Origin of the sequence: Ostreiculturibacter nitratireducens, from assembly GCF_032670585.1 — a bacterium.
Taxonomy (GTDB): domain Bacteria; phylum Pseudomonadota; class Alphaproteobacteria; order Rhodobacterales; family Rhodobacteraceae; genus Ostreiculturibacter; species Ostreiculturibacter nitratireducens.
In genome coordinates this window covers 14,766-41,105 of record NZ_JAVQHL010000002.1, presented here as the reverse complement: position 1 = coordinate 41,105, position 26,340 = coordinate 14,766, and the positions used below count along the sequence as shown (strand labels likewise).

Genomic DNA, 26,340 nt, shown 5'->3' with positions numbered 1-26,340 from the left:
CATGGCAGACTTTCCCACCACGGCCCGAGTGGTGATCATCGGCGGCGGCGCGGTCGGCGCCTCATCGCTCTACCACCTGGCCAAGGCCGGGTGGACGGATTGCGTGCTGCTGGAGAAGAACGAACTCACGGCCGGGTCCACCTGGCACGCGGCTGGGAACGTGCCGACCTTCTCTACCTCGTGGTCGATCATGAACATGCAGCGCTATTCGACCGAGCTATACCGGGGGCTCGGGCAGGCCGTCGACTACCCGATGAACTACCACGTCACGGGCTCGGTGCGACTTGCCCATAGCCGCGAGCGGATGCAGGAGTTCGCGCGCGCCATGGGCATGGGCCGTTACCAGGGCATGAACCTGGAGCTTCTGGGGCCGGACGAGATCCGCGCGAAATATCCCTTCCTCGAACTCCATGACCTCCAGGGCGCGCTCTATGACCCGGCGGATGGCGACATCGACCCCGCCCAGCTTACCCAGGCCCTTGCCAAGGGCGCGCGGGAGATGGGGGCGACGATCCTGCGCCACTGCCCGGCGACGGGCGTGAGCCGCAAGAATGGGGAATGGATCGTCCATACCGAAAAGGGCGACATCCGCGCCGAGATCGTGGTGAACGCGGCCGGCTACTACGCGCAGCGGGTCGGGGAGTGGTTCATCCCCCACGGCGGACGGCGCGTGCCGATGATGGTGATGAGCCACCAGTACCTCCTGACGGACGAGGTCCCGGAAATCGCCGCATGGACGAAGGAGGTCGGCCACAAGCTGCCGCTCCTGCGGGACGTGGACGTGTCCTACTACCTCCGGCAGGAGAAGGCGGGCTTCAACCTCGGCCCCTACGAACGCGCCTGCCGCGCGCATTGGGCGGACCCGTCCGATCCGATGCCCGAGGACTTCTCGTTCCAGCTTTTCCCTGACGATCTGGAACGGCTGGAGCACTACATCTCCGACGCGATGGCGCGGGTGCCGCTTCTGGGAACGGTCGGCGTGCAGAAGGTCATCAACGGCCCGATCCCCTACGCGCCGGATGGGAACCCTCTGATCGGCCCGATGCCCGGCGTGCCGAACGCGTTCGAGGCCTGCGTCTTCACATTCGGCATCGCCCAGTCGGGCGGGGCGGGCAAGGTGCTGGCCGAATGGATCACGGAAGGCGCGACCGAATGGGATATGTGGTCCTGCGACCCGCGCCGGTTCACCGGATACGCCGACCACGACTACTGCGTCACCAAGGGGATGGAGGTCTACGGCCACGAATACGGCATGCACTTCCCCCACGCCCGCTGGCCCGCCGGTGCGGACAAGCGCCTGTCGCCGCTTCATTCGCGGCTGAAGGACGCGGGCGCGGTGTTCGGCGCCTATAACGGCTGGGAACGCGCCAACTGGTTCGCGAAACCGGGCGACGATACTTCGTGGGAAGCGACCCAGACCTGGGACCGCGCAGGCCCGTGGGAGGACCGGATCGCCGAGGAATGCGCCGCCGTCCGTGACGGCTGCGGGGTGCTGGCGATCTCGGGCTTTTCGCGCATTGCGGTCGAAGGCCCGGATGCGCGGGGCTTCGTGGATGGCCTTTCCGCCTCGCGCCTGCCGAAGGAGGGCCGCATCGGCCTCGCCTATTTCCCGGACGCTCGCGGCCGGATCGTGACCGAGATGTCGGTGATCCCGCGGTCTGAGGACGAGATCTGGCTCATCACCGCAGGTGTCGCGCAATGGCATGATGGCGAGCTTCTTTCCCGCCAGGCGCCGGAAGGCATCACGATCGCGGACCGGTCGGACAAGTACGAATGCCTGCTCGTCACCGGCCCGAAGGCCCGCGACATCCTCGCGCCTCACACGGACGCAGACCTGAGCCTGCCGTGGCTCTCGGTGCAGGAGGCGAAGGTGTGTGGCGTGCCCTGCGTGCTCATCCGCGTGTCCTTCGCGGGCGAGCTTGGCTGGGAGGTGCATTGCCCCATCGCCGACGCGCCCGCGATCTGGGACGCGGTCACGGCGGCGGGGGCGAAGCCCTTCGGCATGTGGGCGCTGAACAACCTGCGGATCGAAAAGGGCTACCGCGCCTGGAAGGGCGATCTGTCGACCGACTATTCGCTGCTGGAAGGCGGGCTGGAGCGTTTCATCGACTGGGGCAAGGATTTCCCCGGCAAGGCGGCTCTTCAGACCGAGAAGCAAAGCGGTGTCCGCAAACGCTTCGTCACCCTCACGGTCGACGCGCCGGAGACCGACCCGCCCTACATGGCCAACCTCTGGCATGACGGGCGGATCGTGGGCGAGATCACCTCCGCCGCCTGGGGCTACCGCGTGGGCGCCTGCGTGGCGCTGGGCATGCTCAGGACGGACCTTGCCGAGCCTGGAACGAAGCTCGAGGTCGAGATCTACGGCCAACGCGTGCCCGCCGAGGTGAAGGGCGACGGCCCGCTCTGGGATCCGGCGAACGAAAGGATCCGGGCATGACGCGGGTAACGCTTCTCGACGGCGGACTGGGGCAGGAACTCGTCGCCCGGTCGGGCGACGCGCCGACGCCCCTGTGGTCCACGCAGGTGATGATCGACCATCCGGGCCTCGTAGAGGCTGTCCATGCCGACTACTTCGCGGCCGGCGCGACCATCGCCACGACGAACACCTACGCGATCCACCACGACCGGCTGGTGAAGTTCGGGATCGACGACCGGTTCGAGGCCCTGCACATGCAGGCCGTAGCCGAAGCCAGGGCCGCGCGCGACGCGCACGGGTCGGGCCGGATCGCGGCGTCGCTCGGTCCGCTGGTCGCCTCCTACCGGCCCGAGACGCTTCCGCCGCATGACGAGGCGGTGGCGAAATACGCGGAAGTCGCGCGCCTTCTCGCGCCGCATGCCGACATTCTCCTGGCAGAAACGGTGGCGTCGCTGGCCCATGCCCGCGCGGTTCTCGAGGGCGCTAGGGGCCTTGGCAAGCCCGTGTGGCTCTCGGTCACCGTGGACGACGAGGATGGCTCGCGGCTCCGCTCCGGCGAGCCGGTTGCTGGCCTTGCCGCCATCGTCGGCGAACTCGGGGCCGACGCGGTTCTTGCGAACTGTTCGGCGCCCGAGGCGATGGAGGCCGCGCTTCGGGAACTCGTGAAGATCGGTCTTCCCTTCGGGGCCTATGCCAACGGCTTCCGCCAGATCACCAAGGAGTTCCTGAAGGACAGCCCGACCGTTGACGCGCTGGAGGCGCGGCCGGAGATGACGCCCGAACTCTATGCCGACTTCGCGATGCGCTGGGTCGGGATGGGCGCGACCATCATCGGCGGCTGTTGTGAAACGACACCCGCCCATATTGCCGAAATCGCCCGCCGGCTCCGCGCCGCAGGGCATCAGATCGTTTGAGGACATCATGGATCTACCCACCAAGGCCCGCGTGGTCATCATCGGCGGCGGCGTCGTCGGCTGCTCGGTCGCCTATCACCTGACGAAGCTCGGCTGGAAGGACGTCGTCCTTCTCGAACGCAAGCAGCTGACCTCCGGCACCACCTGGCACGCGGCGGGTCTCATCGGCCAGCTTCGCGCCACGGCGAACCTCACCCGCCTCGCGCGGTATTCGGCCGAGCTTTATGCCGGGCTCGAGGCCGAAACCGGCGTCGCCACCGGCTACCGCCGCGTCGGCTCCATCTCGGTGGCGCTGACCGAGGCGCGGAAGGAGGAGCTTTTCCGCTCCGCCGCGATGGCCCGCGCCTTCGGCGTGCCGGTCGAGGAACTTTCTCCCGCCGAGGTCAAGGACCGCTATCCGAACCTCAACATCGAAGGCGTGGTCGCGGGCGTCTGGCTTCCGACCGACGGGCAGGGCGACCCCGCCAACATCGCGCTCGCCATGGCGAAGGGCGCGCGGATGGGTGGCGCGAAGGTCGTCGAAGGCGTGAAGGTCACCGCCGTCACCCGGAACGGCGGCCGCGCGACCGGCGTCGAGTGGGAAGCGGGCGGCGAGAAGGGCCATATCGAGGCCGAGCATGTCGTCAACTGCGGCGGCATGTGGGGGGCGGAGATCGGCCGAAAGGCCGGGGTCACCGTGCCCTTGCAGGCCTGCGAGCACTTCTACATCGTCACCGAACCGATCACCGGTCTCGGTCCGCAGCCGGTCCTGCGCGTTCCGGACGAATGCACCTACTACAAGGAGGACGCGGGCAAGTACCTCGTCGGTGCCTTCGAGCCAAAGGCCAAGCCCTGGGGTCTTCAGGGCATTTCGGAGGATTTCTGCTTCGACCAGCTGCCCGAGGACGTCGCCCATTTCGAGCCGATCCTCGAAAGCGCGATCAACCGCATCCCGCTTCTGGAAACCGCGGGCATCCACACCTTCTTCAACGGGCCGGAAAGCTTCACGCCGGACAACTCCTACCACCTCGGCCCGGCACCCGAGCTTCAGGGCTTCTGGGTCGCGGCGGGCTTCAACTCCATCGGCATCCAGTCCGCGGGCGGCGCGGGCATGGCGCTGGCCGAGTGGATGGAGACGGGCGAGAAACCCTTCGACGTGGGCGATGTGGACGTCGCGCGGGCGCAGCCGTTCCAGCGCAACCGCCGCTACCTCGCCGAACGCGCGACGGAGTCGCTGGGCCTTCTCTACGCGGACCACTTCCCCTACCGGCAGAAAGCCACCGCGCGGGGCATCCGCCGCACGCCTTTCCACGCCCAGCTTGACGCCGAGGGCGCGGTCTTCGGTGAACTCGCGGGCTGGGAACGCGCGAACTGGTACGCCAAGCCCGGCGAGCCACGGGAATACCGCTATTCCTGGGGGCCGCAGAACTGGTTCCAGAACACGAAGTCCGAGGTCGCGGCGATCCGCACCGGGGTCGGCATGTACGACATGTCGAGCTTCGGCAAGATCCGGGTGGAGGGTCCGGACGCGATGGCCTTCCTCAACCGCGTCTGCGGCAACGAGGTGGACGTGGACCCGGGACGCATCGTCTACACGCAGTTCCTGAACGACCGCGGAGGGATCGAGGCCGACGTGACCGTCACGCGGCTTTCCGAAACCGTCTACCTCGTCGTCACGCCCGCCGCGACGCGCCGCGCCGACCAGGCCTGGCTCGCCCGCCACGTCGGAGAGGCCCGCGTCGTCCTGACCGATGTTACTCCCGCCGAAGCTGTTCTGGCCGTCATGGGCCCGAAAGCGCGCGACCTCATGCGCGCAGTCAGCCCCGACGATTTCTCGAACGACGCCTTCCCCTTCGGCACCGCGCGGGAGATCGAGGTCGGTCTCGGTCTCGCCCGGGCGCACCGGGTGTCCTACGTCGGTGAACTCGGATGGGAGGTCTATGTCTCTGCCGACATGGCCGCGCATGTGTTCGAGACGCTGCGCGAGGCTGGGACATCACTCGGCCTCAAGCTCGCCGGGATGCACGCGATGGATTCCTGCCGGATCGAGAAGGCATTCCGCCACTTTGGCCACGACATCACCTGCGAGGATCACGTCCTCGAAGCCGGGCTCGGCTTTGCCGTGAAGACGGCGAAGGCCGATTTCATCGGCCGCGACGCGGTTCTCCGCAAGCGCGACGAGGGGCTTTCGAAGCGCCTCGTCCAGTTCCGCCTGACCGAGGCCGACGCGATGCTCTACCACAACGAACCCGTCATCCGCGACGGCCGCATCGTCGGGCACCTCTCCTCGGGTGCCTATGGTCACCACCTCGGCGGCGCGATGGGCCTCGGCTACGTGCCCTGCGCGGGGGAGAGCCCGGCGGATATGCTCGCTTCGGCTTACGAGATCGACGTGGCCGGGCGGCGGGTGAAGGCGGAGGTCTCGCTGAAGCCGATGTACGATCCCGAAGGCGCACGCGTCAAAGCCTGATCCGAACCCGGGCGGCGCGGGAAGACCGCGCCGCCCCTAGCACGCGTCCCGGAGGCGTCAGCCGCGTTCCGAAAGGATCAGGTCCACGGCCTCCCCGACGTCCGCGACGACGGCCGAGGGCCTTGGGTCCACCCTGTCCTCGTCGCCGTCCCGGTACTTGCCGGTCCGCACGAGGATACCTAGACCGATCCCGGCGGCCAGCGCTCCGGCGACGTCGCTTTCCGCGTCGTCGCCGATCATGACGGCTAATGCAGGATCGCAGCCCATGCTTGCCACGGTGGCGCGGAAGAAATCCGCCTCGGGCTTGCCGAACAAGATGGGCTTCGTCCCGCTGGCATATTCAAGGGCATGCACGAAGGGCCCCGCGTCGAGGCTCAGAAGCCCGTCCTTGTCCCGGAACACCCGGTTGGCGGCAAGCGCGAGGAACGGCGCGCCGTCCTGCAGCGCGCGGAATGCGTTGTTCATGTTCTGGTAGCTGAACCGGTCCGCCGCGTCGCCGACGACGACCGCCACCGGGCCTTCCGTGCCGCAATCGGCGAAGTCCTCCTCGAGCCCCGGGTGGATCAGGAGGTGCGGGACATGGCCGTTCTCGTCGAGCCAGGCGCGCGCGGCTGCGACGGGCGTGAAGACCTCGTCAGGCGCCACGCCGATTCCGAACGCCGCGAGTTCCTCGATGAGCCGGCGTTTCGAGCGCCGCGTCGAGTTCGTCAGGAACCGGACGGGAAGGCCTGCGGCGTGAAGCCGTTGCACCGCCTCTGCCGCTCCGGGAACGGCCTTGTCGCCCTCGTGGAGCACGCCGGAAATATCCAGAAGGACACCGGTGATCATGGCTCGAGACTGCATCAGGCGCCGGATGCGGTCAACTTGGCGCGGTCTTCCGACGCCTCACTTGAAGGTGACGAGATACACCCCCGCGATGACCATGAAGGCGCCCGCGACCTTGCCGACCGTCAGTGCGGTCGACGGCGCGCCGAACAGGCCGAGTTGACCGAACACGAGACCCGCCAGCACCTGCCCCGAGACGAGCAGGACGAAGAACGCCCCGATCCCGATGCGCGGCACCAGGTAGGACGAGCCGATGATCATCCCGGCGCTCATGACCCCCGCCGTGAGCAGCCAGACCGGCAGGTTGCCGATCTTTGCGAAGTCCGCGCCCCGGCCGCCCGTGGCGAGGGCGATGACGATCGACGCTGCGAACGCGATCCCGAAGAACGGGACATTCGCCATTGGCGCGGAGCCAAGGAGCCTTGCCGTCTGGGCGATCATCGGGAGGTAGATCGAGATGATCGCCCCGAGTGCCATGGCGAGAAAAATCAGTGGAATGGTCATCACCGGTCTCCCTTTTTCACCGCCGGGCCGATCATCGGCCCGAAGCGTTCTGCCGTCCTGTCACGCGCCGCGTCCGGATGCGGGCGGCCTCAGTCCCTGTCCGCCAGCCTCGCGAGGATGGCGGTCACGTCGTGCTTGCCGATGGCCCCGGTCGTCCGTCCGCCTTCCCCGGCGATCCGGGTCGCGACGAAGGCCTCCGCCACCGCCGGCGGGGCGTGGCGCAAGAGGATCGAAGCCGTCAGAAGGAGGGCCGAGCGCTCGGCGAACCAGCGGGCCTCGGCCTCGGGCGGAAGCACGGGCCAGCGCGACAGGTGATCCTCGACCGCCGCGTCGAAGCGCCGGTCTGCTCCCACGGCCGATCGAATCTCGACCAGAAGCACCTCGGCCGCCAAGGGTTCGCGCGCAAGCGTCCGCAGGATGTCCAGGCAGATGACGTTCCCCGCCCCTTCCCAGATACCGTTCAGCGGTGCTTCGCGGTAGAGCATCGGCATGGGCGTGTCCTCGACGTAGCCCATGCCGCCCATGACCTCCATCGCCTCGAATACGACGATCGGGCAGCGCCTGTTGGACAGGTACTTGGCCAGGGCCACGCCGATCCGTGCGAAGGCGCGGTCTTCGGGGCCTTGCCCATCGAAGGCGCGGGCCACGCGGAGCCCGAGCGCCAGGGCGCCCTCCCAGTCCAGCGCGAGGTCGGCCAGCACGGCTCGCATCAGCGGCTGGTCGATCAGCCGGCGCTGGAAGGCCGTGCGGTGCGCGGCCCAGTGGTGCGCCTCGCCAAGCGCGGCGCGCATCAGGCCCGCCGGCGCCATCGCCGTGTCGAGGCGCGTATGATGCACCATCTCGATGATCGTCCGGACGCCCTGCCCCTCTCCCCCGATTCCGTAGGCCAGCGCGCCGTCGAACTCGATCTCCGCCGAGGCGTTCGAGCGGTTCCCGAGCTTGTCCTTGAGCCGCATGATCTGGACCCGGTTCCGCTCGCCCTCAAGCCAGCGCGGGACAAGGAAGCACGTCAGGCCCGCCGGCGCCTGCGCAAGCGTCAGGAACCCGTCGGACATTGGGGCGGAGCAGAACCACTTGTGCCCCGTCAGGCGCCATGCCTCGCCATCGGCCACGGCCCGCGTCGTGTTCGTCCGCACGTCCGAGCCGCCCTGCTTCTCCGTCATCGCCATGCCGAGGGTCGCGCCGGACTTCTCGGCGACGGGCCGCAGCGAAGGGTCGTACTGCCGGGACAGAAGCTTCGGCCGCCATTTGCCCGCGAGGTCGTCGGATGCCGAAAGTGCAGGGACGGCCGCGTAGGTCATCGTCATCGGGCAGCAGTGGCCGGGTTCCACCTGGCTGGCGAGATAGACCATCGCGGCATGGGTAACGTGGCCTCCCGGCCGACGCTCCCACGCGACCGCTGCGTAGCCTGCGCCCAGACTCGTTTCCATGAAGCGGTGATAGGAGGGGTGGTAACGCACCTCGTCGAGCCGCCGGCCGCCGCTGTCGAAAAGCCGCAACTCGGGCGTGAAACGGTTGGCGTCCCGCGCCGCCTCCCGCATCGCGGCGGCGCCGAGCACCCCGCCGTAGTCCGCGAGCGCGCCTGCCTGCCCACCCTCCCGCGCGACCGCTTCGCGCAAGGGCGCATCGGTCTGCCAAAGGTCCACGTCGCCGCGTTCGCCGGGCTGGTTCTGCACCTCGTGCGTGGCAAGGTCGGCGCGGGGATCGGATCGGGTCATCTCGGCCTCCGAACTCAGGATAAACCCGCGGGGGATTTCCGGCCAGCGGCGCGAGAGGGGCGAGTTTCAGGTGTTCCTGCGAAGCGGAACCCGCATGAGCCCCATCAACCTGTCGAGCCAGGAGCGGTCTGGCTGGCTACGCGCCGCCGGGACGAGCGACCTCGCGAGCCTGTGCGCCTGTTCGGAGCGCGCAAGGCGCCCGCGCGCCATGTAGTAGGCGGTGTCGATCGACCCGTCGGGCCGCGTCCGGATCGGGGTCTCGTGTTCCTCGTGCATCGTGATCTCCATCGGTCTGGTTCGGACTTCCGGAAAGATCGCGCGGTCGCGGACCCGGCGCTTGAAGAACCCCTTGAGAAAACCCTGATTAATTCCTGAGATTCCGGCCCCGGAGGTGCTTGGAACTTGAGATGCGCCCCGATTGGGCGTTTCATGACGCATGCTCTACCGTTTCGACGACTGCGAGCTGGACTTGCGGCAACACGAGTTTCGCCGCGGGGGCGAGGTCGTGCCGCTCGAACCGCAGGTCTTCGATCTTCTCGCGCTCTTCGTCACCCGCGCCGGCGATCTGGTCGATCGCGACAGCATGATCGAGGAGATCTGGGGCGGGCGCATCGTTTCCGAGGCCGCGATTTCCTCGCGCATCAACGCCGTCCGGCGCGCGATAGGCGACGATGGCCGCGCGCAGCACCTGTTGAAGACGGTCCCGCGGCGGGGGTTCCGGTTCGTTGGGGAAGTCTCCGAAGCCGCCGACGCGCCTCGCGCCCAGCAAGGCGAAGAGACGCAGAAGATCAGGATGACCAGGTCGCGGGATGGCGCGCGGATCGCCTTCACGACGACGGGCAGTGGCCCGCCCCTGATGCGGGCCGGGCATTTCCTTACCAATCTTGAACTCGACTGGAAAAGCCCGATCTGGAGGCCGCTATTGAGCAGGCTCGGCGAGCGCTTCTCGGTCACGCGCTACGACCAGCGCAGTACGGGCCTGTCCGATCCCGCGCCGAAGTCGCTCGCGCTGGACCGGCTGGCGGAAGACCTCGAGGCGGTCGCCGATGCGGCGGGCCTGGACCGGTTCCCGATCTTCGCAACCTCGCAGGGCGTTCCCGTGGCCGTGGCCTTTGCCGCCAGGCATCCCGAAAGGGTCAGCGGCCTCGTGCTCTACGGCGGATACGCCCAGGGTCGCAGTGTACGCGGGACAGAAGAGGAAACGCGGAACGCCGAGGCGATAACGACGATCCTGCGGCAGGGCTGGGGACGCTCGGGCAGCGCCTTCGCGACCGCCTTCGTGGCCCTCTACATGCCCGACGCGACGCACGAGCAGTTGCAGCACGTTTCCGAGATGCAGCTTGCCTCCGCCACGCCGGAAAACGCGGTGGCACTGCGCCTAGCGATCGATTCCTTCGACGTGACGGAACTGATGGGGTCGGTGCGTGCGCCGACGCTGATCCTTCATGCCCGGGAAGACGCCGTCCATCCGGCGGCGCAGTCCGGAGTGCTCGCCGCCGGCATACCGGGCGCGCAACTTCACGTCATGGAAAGCCGCAATCACATACCGCTTCCGCAAGACCCCTGCTGGTCGGAGCTGATCGAAGCCGCTGTCGGGTTCCTCGACGCGTAGGCGGCACGGCGCCGTGAGTTGCCTGGCCCCTTGGGGTTTCGATCCGGGCCGCCAGGGTTGCCCCTTCCAAAGCCGTCCTGAGGAGGACCCCGTCTCATGTGTTGCTTCGTCTGCCGTTGACGTGTCGACGACGAGTACCCGTCAGCCCCGATCATCGAGAACGCGGGCAAATGGGTGCCGGGCGGGTCAGCGAGGTGATTTCCGGATGACTGCGGAGTCGCCGTCTCAGGGGCGGATCTCCACCTCCGTCCCGATCTGCACCACCCGCCACAATTCCTCTATCTCCGCGTTCGACACCGCGACGCATCCGGCCGTCCAGTCGTGCCGTATCGTGGCCACGCCCGGCATCGCGTTTGGCTGGCCGTGGATGAAGATGTCGCCGCCGGGAGAATATCCGCGAGCCGCCGCCCGCGTCCGGTCCTCGGGTTGCGGATAGTCGATCCCGAGGGAGAGGTGATAGGCGCTGTTTGCGTTCTTGCGGTCGATCCGGAAGGTCCCCTCCGGCGTCTTTCCGTCGCCCTGCCGTTCCTTGTCGCCGACCGGAGCGAAGCCGAGCGCGACGCGGTATGTCCGCAGCGCCTCGCCCTCGCGGAAGACGGTGAGGCGGCGGGCGGCTTTCTCGACCATGATGCGGTCCACGGTTCCCGTCAGCGGCGCGGGTGGCGCGGGTGGAAGGCGGAAACTGTAGACGGCGAGGAAGCCCAGACCGAGCCCGATCAGAAGAACGACAAGCCGAAAGAGCCGCGCTGTCCTTTTCATTGAAGGTCGCGGAAAGCCCTTTGCAGCCGCTCCACCGCCTCCGCCACGCGGGCGCGCGGCGTGGCGATGTTGAAGCGCAGGAAGTTCTCGCCGCCCTTGCCGAAGGTCGGCCCGTGGTTCACGGCGATCTGCGCCTGCTTCTCCACCCGGTCGAGGAATTCCTCACGCTCCATCCCGGTTCGCGCGAAATCGACCCAGGCGAGGTAGGTCGCCTCCAGCCGCATCGAGGCGAGCCCGGGGATGGCGTTCACGCCCTCGTCGAAGAGCCGCCGGTTCCCGTCAAGGTAGGTCAGAAGGGCGTCGACCCATTGCGCTCCGTCGTCCGAATAGGCCGCCGTCGCCATCATCACGCCGAAGCTGTTCGGAGAAATCCCGAGCGCCATCATCCGGCCCGCGAAGGCCTTGCGGAGCGTGGGGTCGGGAATGATGACGTTGCCGATATGGGCGCCGGCGATGTTGAAGGTCTTGGTCGTCGCCGTCATCATCACAAGCCGGTCGAGGATGTCGGGTGCGGCCAGCGGCATCGGGATATGGTTGTGCCCCGGAAAGACGAGGTCATGGTGGATCTCGTCCGAGACGAGGACCAGGTCGTGCCGCTTGCAGAAGTCGGCGACCCCGCGCAGTTCCTCGGCGGTCCAGACCCGCCCGCCGGGATTGTGCGGCGAGCAGAGGATGAACAGCCGCTCTTCCCCCGTCATCTGCGCGTCCCAGGCATCGAAGTCGGGCTTGTAGCGCCCGCCTTCCCCGACCAATTCGCATTCCACCACACGCCGCCCCGAGGCTTTGATGACGCGCGCGAAAGCGTGGTAGACGGGCGTCATCAGCACGACGCCATCGCCCGGCTTCGTATAGGCTTCGATGCAGAGCGCCGCGCCGTTGACGAGACCGGCGGTGGTGAAGATCCAGTCCGGCTCCACCTCCCAGCCGTGCCGCGTGGCCATCCACCAGCGGATCGCGTCGAGATAGGCGCGGTCATCTCCGAAATAGCCGTAGATGCCATGCGCGGCCATGTCCTCGACGGCCTTCTGGACCGCCGCCGGCGGGCGGAAGTCCATGTCCGCGACCCACATCGCGATCCCGCTGTCGGCGGGGACGCCGTAGATCTTCTCCATCATGTCCCATTTGACGGAATGGGTGCCGCGGCGGTCGATGATCTCGTCGAAATTCATGAGGGTCTCCTTCGCCGCGCAGGTTAGCTCCGGGCGGCGCGGGCGCAAGAGGTGCCGCGCATCGCAAGGGCGCGCAAAGCGGATTTCCAACCATTGCGCCGTGCGGGGGCTTCGCCTAAATCGGGGACCATGACGATACGCCCGATCCTCATCCATCCCGACCCGCGCCTCAAGAAAGCCGCCGACCCTGTCGCCGAGGTGACGGAGGAGGTGCGCACGCTCGCCGCGGACATGCTGCAGACGATGTACGAGGCGCCGGGCATCGGCCTTGCCGCGCCCCAGGTCGGCGTCATGAAGCGGCTTCTCGTGATGGACTGCGTGAAGGAAGCGGACCAGGCGCCGCGGCCCATGGTTCTCATCAACCCTGTCATCCTCTGGTCCTCCGAGACGCGCAGCGTCTACGAGGAGGGCTGCCTTTCGATCCCCGAACAATATGCCGAGGTCGAGCGCCCCGCTGAGGTCCGCGTCCGCTGGATGGGACTCGACGGCGAGGAGACGGAGGAACATTTCTCCGGTCTCTGGGCGACCTGCGTGCAGCACGAGATCGACCATTTGGACGGCAAGCTTTTCATCGACTATCTGAAGCCGCTCAAGCGGCAGATGATCACCCGCAAGATGGAGAAGCTGAAGCGCGAGCGGGCGCGGGCCTGACGTGGCGGTCCTGCCGATCCTGCGCTGGCCCGATCCACGCCTCTCGCAGGTCTGCGCGGGTGTCGGCGCGATCACGGAAGACGTCCGGTCTCTTGCCGCCGACATGCTGGAAACGATGTATGCCGCGCCCGGCCGTGGGCTTGCCGGACCGCAGGTCGGCGCGATGCTTCGCATCTTCGTGATGGACACGACCTGGAAGGAGGGTTCGCCCGCGCCGCGCGTCCTCGTCAATCCCGTCCTCGAATGGGCCTCCGACCGGCTCGCGACCGGCCCCGAAGGATGCCTGTCCATCCCCGGCGTCACCGCCGAGGTGACCCGCCCCGCCGAGGTGCGGATGCGCTGGACCGGCCTCGACGGTCGGGAGGCGGTCGAGACACTCGCCGGTTTCGCCGCGATCTGCGCGCAACACGAACTCGACCATCTCGACGGCATCGTGACCTTCGACCGCGTCGCGCCCGACCTGCGCGCGCGGCTTGAGACGGAGTATGCCGCATGACGGTCCGCCCCTTCGTTCCCTACCCGGACAAGCGCCTGCGTACCGCCGCCGAGCCGGTGCCCGCCGTTACCGAAACCGTGCGGATGATCTGGGACGACATGGTGGAGACGATGGACGCGATGCCCGGTTACGGCCTCGCTGCCCCTCAGATCGGGATCATGCTGCGCCTTGCCGTCGTGGACTGCTCCGACAAGCGCGGGCAGGCTGTGAAGATGGCGAACCCTGAAATCCTCCACGCCTCGATCCAGCTCCGCAAGCACGAGGAGGCGAGCCCGAACCTTCCCGGCGTCTCTGCCATCATCGAACGCCCCCGCGCCGTGACCGTTCGCTTCCTCAACGAGCAGGGCGAGGTCGAGGAAAAGGATTTCGTCGGCCTCTGGGCGACCTCCGTGCAGCACCAGATCGATCACCTGAACGGCCGGATGTTCATCGACCACCTGAGCCCGGTCAGGAAGAAGTTGCTGGTCGCCAAGGCAGAAAAGCAGCGGAGGCGAGTGTGAAGGTCGTCTTCATGGGCACCCCGGATTTCGCCGTTCCCGCGCTCGACGCCGTGGCGTCCGAAAACGAGATCGTTGCCGTCTACTGCCAGCCGCCCCGCCCCGCGGGCCGCGGCCAGAGAGACCGGCCATCGCCCGTGCAGCGCCGGGCGGAGGAACTTGGCCTTCCCGTCCGCCACCCGAAAAGCCTGAAGGGCGCGGAGGAGCAGGCGGAATTCGCCGCACTCGGCGCCGACGTCGCCGTCGTCGTCGCCTATGGCCTGATCCTGCCGAAGCCGGTGCTCGATGCGCCCGCAAAGGGCTGCCTCAACATCCACGCCTCGCTCCTGCCGCGCTGGCGCGGGGCGGCGCCGATCCACCGCGCGATCCTCGCGGGCGACAAGGAAACCGGCGTCTGCATCATGCGGATGGAGGAGGGGCTGGATACCGGCCCCGTGCTTCTCTGCGAGGCGACCCCGATCGGGCCGCAGGAAACCACGGCCGACCTTCACGACCGCCTCGCTGGGCTCGGCGCGCGGCTGATCCGGACGGCGCTCGAACATCTCGATGGCCTGAAGCCCGAACCCCAGCCGGAGGAAGGCGTCACCTATGCCGCCAAGATCGACAAGGACGAGGCGCGCATCGACTGGACCCGTCCCGCGACCGAGGTGGACCGGAAGATCCGCGGCCTTTCGCCCTTTCCGGGGGCATGGACGACGATCGGCGGGGAAAGGGTGAAGCTCCTGCGCTCGCGCCTCGCGCTCGGGCAGGGCGAACCGGGCGAGGTCCTGACGGGCTTCACCATCGCCTGCGGCGCCGACGCGGTCGAGATCACCGAGGCGCAGCGCGAAGGAAAGCGGCCGATGCCCGCCGCCGAGATCCTGCGTGGCATGACCCTGCCGGCCCGGTTGGACTGACATTCACAAATCGTCCCGCCTGATCCATAGTGTCGCCAACAAGGAGGCCGGGCATGCAGGTAATCTGGCTCATCATAATCGGCGCCGCCGCTGGCTTCATCGCCACGAGGCTCATGAAGATCGAGGCCGACCTCATCACCACGATCGCGATCGGGGTACTCGGGGCGCTCGTCGGCGGTCTCGTGCTGCGCATCCTTCTCGCGGTCACGGGCTGGGCGGCGGGGTTCATCGGCGCCATCCTCGGCGCGATGCTGCTGATCTGGCTCTGGCAGACCTACGGACCGAAACGATGATACGCGGCCTCACGCTCACCCTCGCCGGGTTCCTCGGGACTCTCGTTCTGGCCCGCGTCCTGCGGCTTGCGCTCTGGCTCGCGCTGCGGCCGGGCGGCTGGGCCGTCCTCGCCACGGGCGCCCTCCTCGCCGCCACGGCGATGCGCTAGCGGCGCGGCGGGCGCGCCCGGTAGACGGGAAGTTGCCAGCCGAAGGCCATGCTGCCCGCGCGAAGTCCGAAGGTCACCGCCCCGCACAGCGCGAGCCCCGCACCGGCTCCAAGCCATGGCCCGGCCAGCGTCGCTGCAACGGAGCCCGCGAAGGCTGCGGTCACGTACAGCTCGCCCTGCTTCAGGACCAGCGGCACCTCGTTGCAGACCACGTCGCGCATGAGGCCGCCGAAACATCCGGTCGCAACCCCCATGAAGACGACGACCGGCCAGGGCTGCCCCAGCGCCTGCGTGACCGCGACGCCTGCCGGCACCGCGACGGCCAGCGCGCAGGCGTCGAGCCAGAGGATCGCGCGGTAGCGGCTTTCGAGGAGATGCGCGGTGAAGAAGACGGTGACCGCGGCCGCGGTGGCGACGAAGATCACCGAGGGGCTCGCCACCCAGAAGACCGGGTTCCGGTCGAGGAACAGGTCGCGCAGCGTTCCGCCGCCCACGGCGGTCAGGCAGGCGACGAAGACGAAACCCACGATGTCCAACTGCGCGCGCGAAGCGACCAGGGCGCCTGTCAGCGCGAAGACCGCGACAGCGGCGTGGTCGAGGATCAGCGCAGGATTCATTGTCCCGAAGTCCGAGCGGGCTTGTAGGGGGCCATCCCTTCCCGCGCCAGGGCGTCCGCGCGTTCGTTCTCCGGGTGGCCGGCATGGCCCTTGATCCATTCCCAGGTCACGCGGTGCCGGTTCCGCGCCGCGTCGAGCCGCTGCCAGAGTTCGGCGTTCTTCACCGGCTTCCGGTCGGCCGTCCGCCAGCCGTTCTTCTTCCAGCCGTGGATCCACTGGGTCACGCCGTTCTTCACGTAGGCGCTGTCTGTCACGACGGTGATGGTCGAAGGCTTGCTGAGCGCCTCGAGCGCCGAGATGGCCGCGAGAAGCTCCATGCGGTTGTTGGTCGTCTCCGCCTCGCCGCCCTTGAGTTCACGCTCCTTCACCACGCGGTCGCCCTCGCGTGCGATCAGGAGAACACCCCAGCCCCCAGGACCCGGGTTCCCCGAACAGGCTCCATCGGTGTAGGCGAACAGCTCCGGCATATGCCCCTTCTTCTGGCTCGAAATTTTCCCGGGGGGCCGGGGGCGGACAGCCCCCCAGCCTACTTCAGGCAGGCTCGCGCAAAACGCGCGGGACCTTGAATTCTACGTTCTCGCGGGCGGTCTCGACCACTTCCACGGTGACGTCGAAACGCTCGCGGAAGGCGTCGATGACCTCGTTCACCAGCACCTCGGGCGCCGAGGCGCCGGCCGTCACGCCGACAGCCGTCACCCCCTCGAGCGTGCGCCAGTCGATGTCGGCGGCGCGCTGGACAAGCTGGGAATAGGCGCAGCCCGACGAGCGGCCGACCTCCACGAGCCGTTGCGAGTTGGAGGAATTCGGCGCCCCGATCACCAAGAGCGCGTCGATCTTCGGTGCGATGGCCTTCACCGCCGCCTGGCGGTTCGTCGTCGCGTAGCAGATGTCTTCCTTCGCCGGTCCGACGATGCCCGGAAACCGCCGGGTCAGCGCCGCGACGATCCCTGCGGTGTCGTCGACCGAAAGCGTCGTCTGGGTGATGTAGGCCAGCCGCGAAGGATTCCGCGGCGTGATACGGGCCACGTCGTCGACCGTCTCGACGAGGATCACCTCGCCCTCTGGCAACTGGCCCATCGTGCCCAGAACCTCCGGATGCCCGGCATGGCCGATCATCACCATCTGGAGGCCGTTCTCGGAATGACGCGCCGCCTCGGAGTGCACCTTGGTCACGAGGGGGCAGGTCGCGTCGACATGGACCATGTTCCGCCGCCGCGCCTCTTCGGGAACCGATTTCGGAACGCCATGGGCCGAGAACACGACCGGACGGTCGTCCGGAACTTCATCCAGTTCCTCGACGAAGACCGCCCCCTTGGCGCGCAGGCCATCGACGACGAAGCGGTTGTGCACGATTTCGTGGCGCACGTAGACCGGCGCGCCCCATTTCTCGAGCGCCATCTCGACGATGCGAATCGCACGGTCCACGCCCGCGCAGAATCCGCGCGGCGCCGCGAGGTAAAGGGTGAGGGGGGGCTTGGCCGTCATCGCGTCGGGGTCCCGGTCATGTCCAGTTCTGGGCCAGACCTAAGCCCCGGGCGGTGCGGCGTCCAGCCCCACCTCGTCCTTGTCCGGGGCCTGTCCGGCCCCGGAAAGCCCGTCACTCGCTTGCGGCGGCGAGGTCCTCGCGCTCGGGGCGCGTCTCGCGCGGCGGCCTGCCGATGACTTCGCGCAGCTCGTCGAGCTCGATGAAGTTGTCGGCCTGGCGGCGCAGCTCGTCGGCGATCATCGGCGGCTGCGACCGAATCGTCGAGACGACCGAGACGCGGACTCCCTGGCGCTGAAGGCTTTCCACGAGCGGGCGGAAATCGCCGTCGCCGGAGAACAGCACGATGTGGTCCACGCGAGGAGCCAGTTCCATGGCATCGACCGTCAGCTCGATATCCATGTTGCCCTTGACCTTCCGGCGGCCCTGGCTGTCGATGTATTCCTTCGCCGGTTTCGTCACCATCGTGAAGCCATTGTAGTGAAGCCAGTCGACAAGCGGGCGAATCGGAGAATAGTCGTCATTCTCCAAGAGTGCCGTGTAGTAGAAAGCGCGCAGGAGCTTGCCGCGCCGCATGAACTCCTGGCGGAGGAGCTTGTAGTCGATGTCGAACCCGAGTGCCTTCGCAGCCGCGTAAAGATTCGAGCCATCGATGAACAGCGCTAGCCGTTCGTCCTTGTAGAACATAAAAAATTCCCTTCCGAAATCGTCCCGCCGGAGGGTTCAGTGAGTGTGTGAGTGGAAACATGGATTACCGAAAATGCACGGCGAGACGCTCACGAACATAGGAAATAATGCAGGTGTCGCAATATATGGAACCGACCGGAAAGTGCAGGTTGGCGGCAATCGGCTTAGGCGGTAACCTACCGACCGCCTTCGGATCGCCCGCCTCCGCACTGGCTGGCGCGCTGGCAGCGCTCGGCCGGGCAGGGCTTGAGATTCGTGCCGTCAGCCGATTCTTCCGCACCCCCGCGTATCCGCCGGGTTCAGGGCCCGACTTCGTGAATGCCGCGGCTCTTCTTCTCACGGACCTTGCGCCGGAGGAACTTATTCGGCGGCTCCATGAGGTCGAGGCGGAATTCGGTCGCGTGCGCGAAAGGCGCTGGGCCGCAAGGACCGTGGATATCGACCTTCTGTTCATGGATGACATGGTTCTGCCGGACGAAGCGACATACGACCGCTGGCGAAAGCTCGATCCGGAGCGTCAGACGCAGGAAGCGCCGGACTGCCTGATCCTCCCGCATCCCCGTATGCATGAGCGCGGCTTCGTGCTGATTCCCCTGGCGGAGATCGCGCCGAAATGGCGTCATCCCGCCATTGGCCGGACCGTGGCGGAGATGGTGAAGGCGCTTCCTGCCGCTGACAAAGACGCGATAAGCCCGCTTTGAAGGGATTCTGTCCTTGTCAAGACTCTTCGATCGGCCTATTTAGCGGGTTCCATCTCTCCCAGGACGAACGGAGTAGCTCATGGCCCGCGTGACGGTAGAAGATTGCGTTGACAAGGTTCCGAACCGGTTCGAGCTCGTCATGCTCGCCGCGCATCGTGCGCGCGAAGTCGCGTCGGGCGCTCCGCTGACGATCGACCGTGACAACGACAAGAACCCCGTCGTCGCGCTCCGCGAGATCGCCGAGGAGACCCAGGGCGCCGAGGATCTGCGCGAGCGGATGATCGAAAGCCTTCAGACCCAGATCGAGGTCGACGAGCCGGAAGAAGACCAGATGGCGCTTCTCATGGGCTCCGAGGTCGATCGCCCGCAGGCCGACGACATGTCGGAAGAGAAGCTGCTGCGCGCGCTCATGGAGGCGCAGGGCGAAGGCTGAACGGCCGAATACGCCTGGTGGGCCGGGAATGATCGACGTCGAAGACCTGATCTCGCTGGTCCACAACTACAACCCCAGGACAAACGCTGCGCTCATACGCGAGGCGTATGACTATGGCTTGAAGATGCATGAGGGGCAGACCCGCCAGTCGGGCGAGCCCTATTTCATGCATCCGGTCGCGGTCGCGGCGATCCTGACCGAGCAGCGGCTGGACGACGCATCGATCATCACGGCGCTTCTGCACGACACGATCGAGGACACGAAGTCCACCTACGGAGAGATTTCCGCCCGTTTCGGGGAGGAGATCGCAGAGCTCGTGGACGGGGTGACGAAGCTCACCAACCTCCAGCTCACGACGAGCGAATCCAAGCAGTCGGAGAACTTCCGCAAGCTGTTCATGGCGATGTCGAAGGATCTGCGCGTGATCCTCGTCAAGCTTGCGGACCGGCTGCACAACATGCGGACGATCAAGTCGCTCAGGCCCGAGAAGCAGGCCCGCAAGGCGCGCGAGACGATGGACATCTACGCGCCGCTAGCCGGCCGGATGGGCATGCAGTGGATGCGCGAGGAACTCGAGGACCTCGCGTTCAAGGTCCTCAACCCTGAGGCTCGCGCCTCGATCATCCGCCGCTTCATCACGCTCCAGAAGGAATCGGGCGACGTAATCCACAAGATCACCGCCGATATCCGCGCCGAACTCGACAGGGAAGGGATCGAGGCCGACGTCTTCGGCCGCGCCAAGAAGCCCTATTCGATCTGGCGCAAGATGAAGGAGAAGGAGCTGGCGTTCTCGCGGCTCTCCGACATCTACGGCTTCCGCGTCATCACCCGGACCGAGGCGGATTCCTACCGCGTGCTCGGTGTGATCCACCAGCGCTGGCGCGCGGTTCCCGGGCGGTTCAAGGACTACATCAGCCAGCCGAAATCGAACGGCTACCGCTCGATCCACACCACGGTCTCGGGCCGCGACGGCAAGCGGGTGGAGGTGCAGATCCGCACCCGCCAGATGCACGAGGTGGCCGAGGCGGGCGTCGCCGCGCACTGGTCCTACCGGGACGGCGTGCGGGCGCAGAACCCCTTCGCCGTCGATCCCGCACGCTGGATCACGACGCTGACCGAGCGGTTCGAGGGTGGCGACCACGACGAGTTTCTCGAAAATGTCAAACTCGAGATGTATGTCGACCAGGTGTTCTGCTTCACGCCGAAGGGGGACGTGGTGCAACTGCCCAAGGGTGCGACACCCATCGACTTCGCCTATGCGATCCACACGCGGATCGGCAATTCCTGCGTCGGCGCGAAGGTCGACGGCATCCGCGTGCCGCTCTGGACGCGCCTGAAGAACGGCCAGTCGGTCGAGGTCATCACCGCCGCCGGACAACGGCCGCAGGCCACCTGGATCGATATCGTCGTGACCGGGCGCGCCAAGGCCGCGATTCGCAAGTCGCTGCGCGACGAGGACCGCGAGCGCTTCGTGAAGCTCGGCGCGGAACTCGCCCGCGTGGCTTTCGAACACCACGGCCGCAAATGCACCGACAAGGCGCTGAGGACCGCGGCAAAGACGCTCGGCATTTCGGACGAGACGGAGCTTCTGGCGCGGATCGGCAGCGCGGAGCTCGTTGCCCGCGAGGTGATCGAGGCGCTCTACCCCGAACTCGTCTCCGCCCAGATCGAGGAGGTCGACGCCCGCCGCCCGGTCGCGGGCCTTGCCGCCGACCAGTCCTTCCGCCGCGCGGCCTGCTGCCAGCCGGTACCGGGCGAACGGATCGTCGGGATCACCTATCGTGGCCAGGGCGTCGTGATCCATGCCATCGACTGCCCCGCGCTAGCAGAGTTCGAGGACCAGCCCGGCCGGTGGGTGGACCTGCACTGGCTTTCGGGCCGGCACGCCCCGGTCCATACTGTCAGCCTCAACGTAACGATCGCCAACGACGCTGGTGTTCTCGGTCGGATCTGCACCTTGATCGGCGAGCAGAAGGCCAATATTTCCGACCTGCATTTCGTGGACAGGAAGCCGGACTTCTACCGCCTGATCGTCGAGGTCGATCTCAGGGACACGGAACATCTCCACGCGGTGCTGACGGCGCTGGAGGCGGAAAGCGCCGTCGCGCATGTCGAGCGACACCGCGACATAAATCGCAAGCCCTGAACAGGGGCCGGGAAGGACAAGCCAGGTGGTTTTCAAGCGGCGTGCAAAAAGGTCTTACGCGCGCATCCTAGCCGAAGCCTTCTATCCGCGCGGGGGGTGGACGCGGGCCTTTCACTACGTGCGCCACCGGCTGCACCGCCTGCCCGACAAGCCTTACAGGATCGCGCGCGGCGTGGCGGCCGGGGTCTTCGTGAGCTTCACGCCGTTCTTCGGCCTGCATTTCATCTTTGCCGCGCTCGTCGCGAAGCTGATACGCGGGAACATCCTCGCGTCGTTGCTCGCGACGTTCTTCGGCAATCCGCTGACCTTCCCGATCATCGGCTTCGTGTCGCTGAAGCTCGGCCACCTGATACTCGGGACGAGATTCGACGTCGCGGCACATGCCTCGCTCCTGTCCTCGTTCACGAGCGCGGGCGGGGAGTTGAAGGACAACTTCTTCGCCATCTTCACGGACGAGACGGCGCACTGGGAAAGCCTGATCGGATTTTTCGACAGCGTGTTCCTGCCCTATCTCGTGGGGGGCATCGTCCCCGGTATCATGACGGGCGTGGCCTTCTACTACCTCTCCGAGCCGGTGATCGCGGCGTATCAGAAGCGGCGGCGCAAGAAGCTGAAGGAGCGGTTCGAGAAGCTGAAGGCGAAGCTGCACGCCCGCGCAGGGGAAGGCTCGGAAGGCGGCTGACCGTGCCTTGGCGCAGCGCGAAAATCCGGTTTTCCCGCGCAGGGGCAATAGGCTAGTTTCCACCCGACAGAATTGCAGGAGGGTTCCATGTCGCTTAGCCGCCCGCTCGGGCGCCTGCGCCTCGGCGTCAACATCGACCACGTCGCGACCGTTCGGAACGCGCGCGGATCGGCCTATCCGGACCCGGTGCGCGCCGCGAAGCTCGCCGAGGAGGCTGGCGCCGAAGGGATCACGGCCCATCTGAGGGAAGACCGCCGCCACATCTCCGACCACGACATCGAGCGGTTGATGGAAACGCTGACCCTGCCCCTCAACTTCGAGATGGCCGCGACGGACGAGATGCAGAAGATCGCGCTTCGCCACCGCCCGCACGCGGTCTGCATCGTGCCCGAACGGCGCGAAGAGAGGACGACCGAGGGCGGGCTGGAAGTCGCGCGCGAAGAGAACCGCCTGGCCCATTTCATCGCGCCGCTGCGCGAGGCGGGCTGCCGCGTCTCTATCTTCATCGCCGCGGACCGGCGTCAGATCGAGGCCGCCCAGCGGATCGGCGCGCCCGTCGTCGAACTGCATACCGGCGCCTATTGCGACGCCCATGCCGAAGGCGATTTCGAGGCGCGCGACCGCGAACTCGAGCGGCTGCGCGAGATGTCGGCGTTCGCGCATTCGATCGGCCTCGAGGTCCATGCGGGCCACGGCCTGACCTATGACACTGTCAAGCCCATCGCCGCCTTCCCTGAGGTGATGGAGCTCAACATCGGCCACTTCCTGATCGGCGAGGCGATCTTCCGCGGCCTCGTCCCGGCGATCCACGAGATGCGCCGCCTGATGGACGAGGCGCGGGAGGGGTAGGAAGCCGCATGATCCTCGGAATCGGCACCGATCTCGCGAATATCGAACGGATCGAGCGCACGCTCGAACGCTTCGGCGACCGTTTCCGCGACCGCGTCTTCACGGAGGCCGAGCAGCGCAAGGCGCGCCGCCGGAAGGACGAAGCCGGAACCTACGCCAAGCGCTGGGCCGCGAAAGAGGCCTGTTCCAAGGCGCTCGGCACGGGGTTGCGCATGGGCATCGGCTGGAAGGACATGGGCGTGACGAACCTCGAAACCGGACAGCCGGTTATGCATCTCACCGGCTGGGCCGCCGAAAGGCTGGCGACGATGACGCCCCCGGGCCATGAGGCGATCGTTCACGTGAGCCTGACCGACGACCACCCCTGGGCGCAGGCCTTCGTGGTGATCGAGGCGCGGCCAAAGGTCTGAGGGTGGCGTCTCCCGCGCGCCGCAATGTGATTGATGTAACTGGCGGAGGAAGGCGGCGCAGCTTGACTCCCCGACTGGCACCGATCATTTAGCGCGGGGCGTGCGCGCAGGCAGGAACGGGGCAGTCGGATGTCGGCAAAGAAAAGCGACGGGATCGTCGAGACGATAAAGACGATCTTCTGGGCGCTCGTGATCGCGGGAGTGTTCCGGACACTGTTCTTCCAGCCGTTCTGGATCCCGTCGGGTTCGATGAAGGACACGCTGCTGATCGGCGACTTCCTCTTCGTCAACAAGATGGCCTACGGCTATTCGCGTTATTCATGCCCATTCGCGATCTGCCCGATCTCGGGCCGGATCTTCGCCTCCGAGCCGGAGCGCGGCGACGTCGTCGTGTTCCGCCACCCGACGAGTGGCAGCGACTACATCAAGCGGCTGATCGGCCTTCCGGGCGACACGATCCAGATGAATGCGGGCGTTCTGCAGATCAACGGCGAGCCCGTGAAGCTCGAACCCGCCGGCCTCTTCGAGGAAATCAAGGAACCGCAGGGCCCGGAACGCCGCCCGCCCTACTGCACGAACGATCCCGTGGGCCTCGGCGGCGTCTGCGAGAAGGAGCGCTTCCGCGAGACGCTCCCGAACGGCGTCACGCATGACGTTCTGAACATCCGCACCTCCAGCGTCGATGACACGCCCATCTTCACGGTGCCGGAAGGGCATTACTTCTTCATGGGCGACAACCGCGACAACAGCCAGGACAGCCGGGTTTCGGTCATCGGCGGCGGCGTGGGGATGCTCCCGGCCGAATACCTGATCGGCCGCGCCGACCGGATCATGTTCTCCTCCGCCGGGCGGTCGCTGTTCTTCTTCTGGACCTGGCGGTCGGACCGCTTCTTCAAGGCGATCGAGTGAAACTGTCGGCGGATCTCGCGGCCTTCGCGGCCCGGATCGGGCACGAGTTCTCCCGCCCCGAGCTTCTTCTGCGCGCGGTCACCCATGCCTCGATCGCGACGCCGACGCGGCCGGACAACCAGCGGCTGGAATTCCTGGGCGACCGGGTTCTCGGCCTCGTCATGGCCGAGGCCCTTCTGGCCGCCGACAAGGGCGCGACAGAGGGTCAGCTCGCCCCCCGCTTCAACGCGCTCGTCCGCAAGGAGACCTGCGCCGACGTTGCGCGCGAGGTCGATCTCGGCGCGGTCCTGAAACTCGGCCGGTCGGAGATGATGTCGGGCGGGCGGCGCAAAGAGGCGCTCCTCGGCGACGCGATGGAGGCCGTGATCGCGGCGGTCTACCTCGACGCCGGTTTCGAGGCAGCGCGGACCCTGGTTCTGCGGCTCTGGGGCAACCGGATCGGCACCGTGAAGGCGGACGCACGGGACGCCAAGACCTCGCTTCAGGAATGGGCGCAGGCGCGTGGGTTCGAACCGCCGGTCTACACCGAACTGAAGCGTGAGGGGCCGGATCACCAGCCGGTCTTCACGGTCGAGGTGCGGCTCAAGACCGGCGAGGCCGAGGTCGCGAGGGCCGGCACCAAGCGGCAGGCGGAACAAACAGCGGCGAAGGCGCTCCTTCGGCGCATGGAGACAGGAAATGGCTGAAACCACGCGTGCGGGCTTCGTGGCGCTCATCGGCGAACCGAACGCCGGGAAATCCACCCTTCTGAACCGGATGGTCGGGGCCAAGGTCTCGATCGTGACGCACAAGGTGCAGACCACGCGGGCGCGGATCCGGGGCGTCTGCATGGAGGGTGACAGCCAGATCGTCTTCGTCGACACGCCCGGCCTGTTCCGGCCGCGCCGCAGGCTCGACCGGGCGATGGTGGCGGCCGCCTGGGGCGGCGCGGCGGATGCCGATGTCGTCGTCCTCCTTGTCGAGGCGCATCGGGGGCTGACTGAGGGCGTCAAGACGATCATCGAGGCTTTGAAGGAACGGCTTGGCGAAGGCCGGACCGTCGCGCTGGCGATCAACAAGATCGACCGGGTCAAGGCTGAGGCGCTTCTGGGCCTTTCGGCGGAATTGAACGGAGCCTATCCCTTCGCCCGAACCTTCATGATCTCCGCCGAAAAGGGCTACGGCGTGGACGACCTGCGCGAATGGCTTGCGGCGGAACTGCCCGAAGGCCCCTGGTTCTACCCGGAAGACCAGATCGCCGATCTGCCGATGCGCATGATCGCCGCGGAGATCACGCGCGAGAAGCTGACGCTCAGGCTGCACGAGGAACTGCCCTATCAGCTGACGGTCGAGACCGAGAACTGGGAGGACCGCAAGGACGGTTCCACCCGGATCGACCAGATCGTCTACGTCGCCCGCGATGGCCACAAGGGCATCGTGCTTGGCCACAAGGGCGAGACGATCAAGGCGATCTCGCAGGCGGCGCGGGCCGAACTGGCCGAGTTCCTCGGCCGTCCCGTGCACCTCTTCCTGACGGTGAAGGTGCGGCCCGGCTGGCTTGAAGAGGCCGAGCGCTATTCGGAAATGGGGCTCGAGTTCAAGGATGGCGACTGAGCCACGGCTCACGGCCGATTTCTGGGTTCGCGCCTATCTTCAGAGGCTGGAGATGGCGCACATCCCGGCCTATGTGACGCTGCGGGGCGACGCGACGGCAGGTGCGGTACTCGTGAAATGCGCCACGCTCGACGGGCAGGCGCGGCTCTATCAGCGCAGCTTCGACCTGATGACGGGTCAGCGCACATGGGTCACGCTCGCCGACGGGGCGGAGAGCGACGTGGATGCGGCCATCGAACGCCAGCGCCGGAATGATCCCGACCTCTGGGTGATCGAGATCGAGAGCCGCGACGGGCGGACGCTTCTCGACGAAGACGGCCTCGCCTGACCGGCGGCCTGCCCGGGCAACGATCGTCCGTTGCGGTTTCCCGTGTCCCGGTGCGAGTGTAAGGAGGATCGGGAGGTCGTTACCTCCATCCCGTGAGCCCCTTCGGCGGAATGCGACCAAGCACGGGAGGCCATGGGAGGTGAGCCCGGCG

At 67.1% G+C, this 26,340-nt stretch carries 30 protein-coding genes; 20 read left to right on the top strand and 10 right to left on the bottom strand.

What is annotated here, in order from left to right:
• The first annotated feature begins 1 nt into the window (after position 1).
• Genes ABCN56_RS07450 through ABCN56_RS07440 form a run of 3 tightly spaced genes read left to right on the top strand, consistent with a single transcriptional unit; the run spans position 2 to position 5,782 of the window.
• A complete protein-coding gene (locus tag ABCN56_RS07450; RefSeq protein WP_343080176.1) occupies positions 2-2,440 on the top strand; it encodes a GcvT family protein in 2,439 nt (812 codons plus the stop codon).
• Positions 2,437-3,333 (top strand): homocysteine S-methyltransferase family protein, encoded by an 897-nt coding sequence (locus ABCN56_RS07445; RefSeq protein ID WP_343080175.1) that lies wholly within the window; start codon positions 2,437-2,439, stop codon positions 3,331-3,333. The genes ABCN56_RS07450 and ABCN56_RS07445 overlap by 4 nt, the downstream gene beginning before the upstream one ends.
• A gap of 4 nt (positions 3,334-3,337) precedes the next feature.
• Positions 3,338-5,782 carry a GcvT family protein gene (locus tag ABCN56_RS07440; RefSeq protein WP_343081450.1) on the top strand — a complete coding sequence of 815 codons (2,445 nt, stop codon included), beginning with the start codon at positions 3,338-3,340 and terminating at the stop codon, positions 5,780-5,782.
• Positions 5,783-5,839: 57 nt separating this feature from the next.
• Here the strand turns inward: ABCN56_RS07440 and ABCN56_RS07435 are convergent, their stop codons facing one another.
• The 4 genes from ABCN56_RS07435 to ABCN56_RS07420 all read right to left on the bottom strand — a co-directional run bounded on the left by ABCN56_RS07435 (position 5,840) and on the right by ABCN56_RS07420 (position 9,117).
• Positions 5,840-6,610 carry a TIGR01458 family HAD-type hydrolase gene (locus ABCN56_RS07435; protein ID WP_343080174.1) on the bottom strand — a complete coding sequence of 257 codons (771 nt, stop codon included), beginning with the start codon at positions 6,608-6,610 and terminating at the stop codon, positions 5,840-5,842.
• Between the two features lie 57 nt (positions 6,611-6,667).
• Entirely contained in the window at positions 6,668-7,111 is a 444-nt protein-coding gene (locus tag ABCN56_RS07430; RefSeq protein ID WP_343080173.1) for a DMT family transporter, read from the bottom strand.
• An 89-nt stretch (positions 7,112-7,200) separates the two neighbouring features.
• On the bottom strand, positions 7,201-8,829 hold the full coding sequence (locus ABCN56_RS07425; RefSeq protein WP_343080172.1) for an acyl-CoA dehydrogenase family protein: 1,629 nt from the start codon (positions 8,827-8,829) through the stop codon (positions 7,201-7,203).
• 66 nt (positions 8,830-8,895) lie between these two features.
• Entirely contained in the window at positions 8,896-9,117 is a 222-nt protein-coding gene (locus ABCN56_RS07420) for a hypothetical protein (protein WP_343080171.1), read from the bottom strand.
• Positions 9,118-9,265: 148 nt separating this feature from the next.
• Here ABCN56_RS07420 and ABCN56_RS07415 point away from each other — a divergent pair, with 148 nt between their 5' ends.
• On the top strand, positions 9,266-10,441 hold the full coding sequence (locus tag ABCN56_RS07415; protein WP_343080170.1) for an alpha/beta hydrolase: 1,176 nt from the start codon (positions 9,266-9,268) through the stop codon (positions 10,439-10,441).
• Between the two features lie 225 nt (positions 10,442-10,666).
• On the opposite strand, the gene ABCN56_RS07410 is transcribed toward ABCN56_RS07415, so the two are convergent.
• Entirely contained in the window at positions 10,667-11,200 is a 534-nt protein-coding gene (locus ABCN56_RS07410; protein WP_343080169.1) for a L,D-transpeptidase family protein, read from the bottom strand.
• On the bottom strand, positions 11,197-12,369 hold the full coding sequence (locus ABCN56_RS07405) for a MalY/PatB family protein (RefSeq protein WP_343080168.1): 1,173 nt from the start codon (positions 12,367-12,369) through the stop codon (positions 11,197-11,199). The genes ABCN56_RS07410 and ABCN56_RS07405 overlap by 4 nt, the downstream gene beginning before the upstream one ends.
• A gap of 129 nt (positions 12,370-12,498) precedes the next feature.
• Here ABCN56_RS07405 and def (ABCN56_RS07400) point away from each other — a divergent pair, with 129 nt between their 5' ends.
• The 6 genes from def (ABCN56_RS07400) to ABCN56_RS07375 are packed head-to-tail and all read left to right on the top strand — an operon-like array spanning position 12,499 to position 15,351.
• Entirely contained in the window at positions 12,499-13,020 is a 522-nt protein-coding gene (gene def, locus ABCN56_RS07400) for a peptide deformylase (protein WP_343080167.1), read from the top strand.
• A gap of 1 nt (position 13,021) precedes the next feature.
• Entirely contained in the window at positions 13,022-13,516 is a 495-nt protein-coding gene (gene def / locus ABCN56_RS07395) for a peptide deformylase (RefSeq protein ID WP_343080166.1), read from the top strand.
• Positions 13,513-14,016, top strand: a complete 504-nt coding sequence (def, locus tag ABCN56_RS07390; protein WP_343080165.1) for a peptide deformylase — start codon at positions 13,513-13,515, stop codon at positions 14,014-14,016. Before def (ABCN56_RS07395) ends, def (ABCN56_RS07390) begins: the two co-directional genes overlap by 4 nt.
• On the top strand, positions 14,013-14,909 hold the full coding sequence (gene fmt / locus ABCN56_RS07385; RefSeq protein WP_343080164.1) for a methionyl-tRNA formyltransferase: 897 nt from the start codon (positions 14,013-14,015) through the stop codon (positions 14,907-14,909). The genes def (ABCN56_RS07390) and fmt overlap by 4 nt, the downstream gene beginning before the upstream one ends.
• A 53-nt stretch (positions 14,910-14,962) precedes the next feature.
• On the top strand, positions 14,963-15,202 hold the full coding sequence (locus ABCN56_RS07380; protein ID WP_343080163.1) for a GlsB/YeaQ/YmgE family stress response membrane protein: 240 nt from the start codon (positions 14,963-14,965) through the stop codon (positions 15,200-15,202).
• Positions 15,199-15,351, top strand: coding sequence for a hypothetical protein (locus tag ABCN56_RS07375; protein WP_343080162.1), 153 nt, complete (start codon positions 15,199-15,201; stop codon positions 15,349-15,351). The genes ABCN56_RS07380 and ABCN56_RS07375 overlap by 4 nt, the downstream gene beginning before the upstream one ends.
• Here ABCN56_RS07375 and ABCN56_RS07370 read toward each other — a convergent pair.
• The 4 genes from ABCN56_RS07370 to ABCN56_RS07355 all read right to left on the bottom strand — a co-directional run bounded on the left by ABCN56_RS07370 (position 15,348) and on the right by ABCN56_RS07355 (position 18,138).
• A complete protein-coding gene (locus tag ABCN56_RS07370; protein WP_343080161.1) occupies positions 15,348-15,968 on the bottom strand; it encodes a trimeric intracellular cation channel family protein in 621 nt (206 codons plus the stop codon). The two genes, ABCN56_RS07375 and ABCN56_RS07370, sit on opposite strands and share 4 nt — an antisense overlap.
• Positions 15,965-16,435 (bottom strand): ribonuclease HI, encoded by a 471-nt coding sequence (gene rnhA / locus ABCN56_RS07365; RefSeq protein WP_343080160.1) that lies wholly within the window; start codon positions 16,433-16,435, stop codon positions 15,965-15,967. The genes ABCN56_RS07370 and rnhA overlap by 4 nt, the downstream gene beginning before the upstream one ends.
• A 64-nt stretch (positions 16,436-16,499) precedes the next feature.
• Positions 16,500-17,453, bottom strand: coding sequence for a 4-hydroxy-3-methylbut-2-enyl diphosphate reductase (ispH, locus tag ABCN56_RS07360; protein ID WP_343080159.1), 954 nt, complete (start codon positions 17,451-17,453; stop codon positions 16,500-16,502).
• Positions 17,454-17,565: 112 nt separating this feature from the next.
• Positions 17,566-18,138, bottom strand: coding sequence for a LabA-like NYN domain-containing protein (locus ABCN56_RS07355; protein WP_343080158.1), 573 nt, complete (start codon positions 18,136-18,138; stop codon positions 17,566-17,568).
• 107 nt (positions 18,139-18,245) lie between these two features.
• Between ABCN56_RS07355 and folK the strand changes: the two genes are divergently transcribed.
• The 10 genes from folK to ABCN56_RS07305 all read left to right on the top strand — a co-directional run bounded on the left by folK (position 18,246) and on the right by ABCN56_RS07305 (position 26,189).
• Positions 18,246-18,839, top strand: coding sequence for a 2-amino-4-hydroxy-6-hydroxymethyldihydropteridine diphosphokinase (gene folK, locus ABCN56_RS07350; protein WP_343080157.1), 594 nt, complete (start codon positions 18,246-18,248; stop codon positions 18,837-18,839).
• A 79-nt stretch (positions 18,840-18,918) separates the two neighbouring features.
• Positions 18,919-19,272 carry a DNA-directed RNA polymerase subunit omega gene (gene rpoZ / locus ABCN56_RS07345; RefSeq protein ID WP_343080156.1) on the top strand — a complete coding sequence of 118 codons (354 nt, stop codon included), beginning with the start codon at positions 18,919-18,921 and terminating at the stop codon, positions 19,270-19,272.
• A gap of 28 nt (positions 19,273-19,300) precedes the next feature.
• Positions 19,301-21,418 (top strand): RelA/SpoT family protein, encoded by a 2,118-nt coding sequence (locus tag ABCN56_RS07340; protein ID WP_343080155.1) that lies wholly within the window; start codon positions 19,301-19,303, stop codon positions 21,416-21,418.
• Between the two features lie 25 nt (positions 21,419-21,443).
• Positions 21,444-22,100 carry a DUF2062 domain-containing protein gene (locus ABCN56_RS07335; protein ID WP_343080154.1) on the top strand — a complete coding sequence of 219 codons (657 nt, stop codon included), beginning with the start codon at positions 21,444-21,446 and terminating at the stop codon, positions 22,098-22,100.
• An 87-nt stretch (positions 22,101-22,187) separates the two neighbouring features.
• Positions 22,188-22,949 (top strand): pyridoxine 5'-phosphate synthase, encoded by a 762-nt coding sequence (locus ABCN56_RS07330; RefSeq protein ID WP_343080153.1) that lies wholly within the window; start codon positions 22,188-22,190, stop codon positions 22,947-22,949.
• Between the two features lie 8 nt (positions 22,950-22,957).
• On the top strand, positions 22,958-23,359 hold the full coding sequence (gene acpS, locus ABCN56_RS07325; RefSeq protein WP_343080152.1) for a holo-ACP synthase: 402 nt from the start codon (positions 22,958-22,960) through the stop codon (positions 23,357-23,359).
• Between the two features lie 129 nt (positions 23,360-23,488).
• A complete protein-coding gene (gene lepB, locus ABCN56_RS07320) occupies positions 23,489-24,268 on the top strand; it encodes a signal peptidase I (protein ID WP_343080151.1) in 780 nt (259 codons plus the stop codon).
• Complete coding sequence (gene rnc / locus ABCN56_RS07315) at positions 24,265-24,954, top strand: ribonuclease III (RefSeq protein ID WP_343080150.1); 690 nt, start codon at positions 24,265-24,267, stop codon at positions 24,952-24,954. Before lepB ends, rnc begins: the two co-directional genes overlap by 4 nt.
• Positions 24,947-25,861: a GTPase Era gene (era, locus tag ABCN56_RS07310; RefSeq protein ID WP_343080149.1), complete on the top strand. Its 915-nt coding sequence runs from the start codon at positions 24,947-24,949 to the stop codon at positions 25,859-25,861. Before rnc ends, era begins: the two co-directional genes overlap by 8 nt.
• Positions 25,851-26,189 (top strand): DUF1491 family protein, encoded by a 339-nt coding sequence (locus tag ABCN56_RS07305; RefSeq protein ID WP_343080148.1) that lies wholly within the window; start codon positions 25,851-25,853, stop codon positions 26,187-26,189. Before era ends, ABCN56_RS07305 begins: the two co-directional genes overlap by 11 nt.
• Positions 26,190-26,340: the final 151 nt, after the last annotated feature.

Coding starts and splice junctions, on each gene's coding strand:
- ABCN56_RS07330 (WP_343080153.1), top strand. CDS start 22,188: ATGTCGCTTAGCCGCCCGCTCGGGCGCCTGCGCCTCGGCGTCAACATC.
- def (WP_343080167.1), top strand. CDS start 12,499: ATGACGATACGCCCGATCCTCATCCATCCCGACCCGCGCCTCAAGAAA.
- ABCN56_RS07375 (WP_343080162.1), top strand. CDS start 15,199: ATGATACGCGGCCTCACGCTCACCCTCGCCGGGTTCCTCGGGACTCTC.
- ABCN56_RS07435 (WP_343080174.1), bottom strand. CDS start 6,610: ATGATCACCGGTGTCCTTCTGGATATTTCCGGCGTGCTCCACGAGGGC.
- ABCN56_RS07405 (WP_343080168.1), bottom strand. CDS start 12,369: ATGAATTTCGACGAGATCATCGACCGCCGCGGCACCCATTCCGTCAAA.
- ABCN56_RS07370 (WP_343080161.1), bottom strand. CDS start 15,968: ATGAATCCTGCGCTGATCCTCGACCACGCCGCTGTCGCGGTCTTCGCG.
- ABCN56_RS07425 (WP_343080172.1), bottom strand. CDS start 8,829: ATGACCCGATCCGATCCCCGCGCCGACCTTGCCACGCACGAGGTGCAG.
- def (WP_343080165.1), top strand. CDS start 13,513: ATGACGGTCCGCCCCTTCGTTCCCTACCCGGACAAGCGCCTGCGTACC.
- rnhA (WP_343080160.1), bottom strand. CDS start 16,435: ATGCCGGAGCTGTTCGCCTACACCGATGGAGCCTGTTCGGGGAACCCG.
- folK (WP_343080157.1), top strand. CDS start 18,246: ATGCAGGTGTCGCAATATATGGAACCGACCGGAAAGTGCAGGTTGGCG.
- rpoZ (WP_343080156.1), top strand. CDS start 18,919: ATGGCCCGCGTGACGGTAGAAGATTGCGTTGACAAGGTTCCGAACCGG.
- lepB (WP_343080151.1), top strand. CDS start 23,489: ATGTCGGCAAAGAAAAGCGACGGGATCGTCGAGACGATAAAGACGATC.
- ABCN56_RS07420 (WP_343080171.1), bottom strand. CDS start 9,117: ATGGAGATCACGATGCACGAGGAACACGAGACCCCGATCCGGACGCGG.
- acpS (WP_343080152.1), top strand. CDS start 22,958: ATGATCCTCGGAATCGGCACCGATCTCGCGAATATCGAACGGATCGAG.
- ABCN56_RS07305 (WP_343080148.1), top strand. CDS start 25,851: ATGGCGACTGAGCCACGGCTCACGGCCGATTTCTGGGTTCGCGCCTAT.
- ABCN56_RS07355 (WP_343080158.1), bottom strand. CDS start 18,138: ATGTTCTACAAGGACGAACGGCTAGCGCTGTTCATCGATGGCTCGAAT.
- ispH (WP_343080159.1), bottom strand. CDS start 17,453: ATGACGGCCAAGCCCCCCCTCACCCTTTACCTCGCGGCGCCGCGCGGA.
- ABCN56_RS07445 (WP_343080175.1), top strand. CDS start 2,437: ATGACGCGGGTAACGCTTCTCGACGGCGGACTGGGGCAGGAACTCGTC.
- ABCN56_RS07340 (WP_343080155.1), top strand. CDS start 19,301: ATGATCGACGTCGAAGACCTGATCTCGCTGGTCCACAACTACAACCCC.
- ABCN56_RS07415 (WP_343080170.1), top strand. CDS start 9,266: ATGCTCTACCGTTTCGACGACTGCGAGCTGGACTTGCGGCAACACGAG.
- ABCN56_RS07450 (WP_343080176.1), top strand. CDS start 2: ATGGCAGACTTTCCCACCACGGCCCGAGTGGTGATCATCGGCGGCGGC.
- ABCN56_RS07380 (WP_343080163.1), top strand. CDS start 14,963: ATGCAGGTAATCTGGCTCATCATAATCGGCGCCGCCGCTGGCTTCATC.
- ABCN56_RS07410 (WP_343080169.1), bottom strand. CDS start 11,200: ATGAAAAGGACAGCGCGGCTCTTTCGGCTTGTCGTTCTTCTGATCGGG.
- ABCN56_RS07430 (WP_343080173.1), bottom strand. CDS start 7,111: ATGACCATTCCACTGATTTTTCTCGCCATGGCACTCGGGGCGATCATC.
- era (WP_343080149.1), top strand. CDS start 24,947: ATGGCTGAAACCACGCGTGCGGGCTTCGTGGCGCTCATCGGCGAACCG.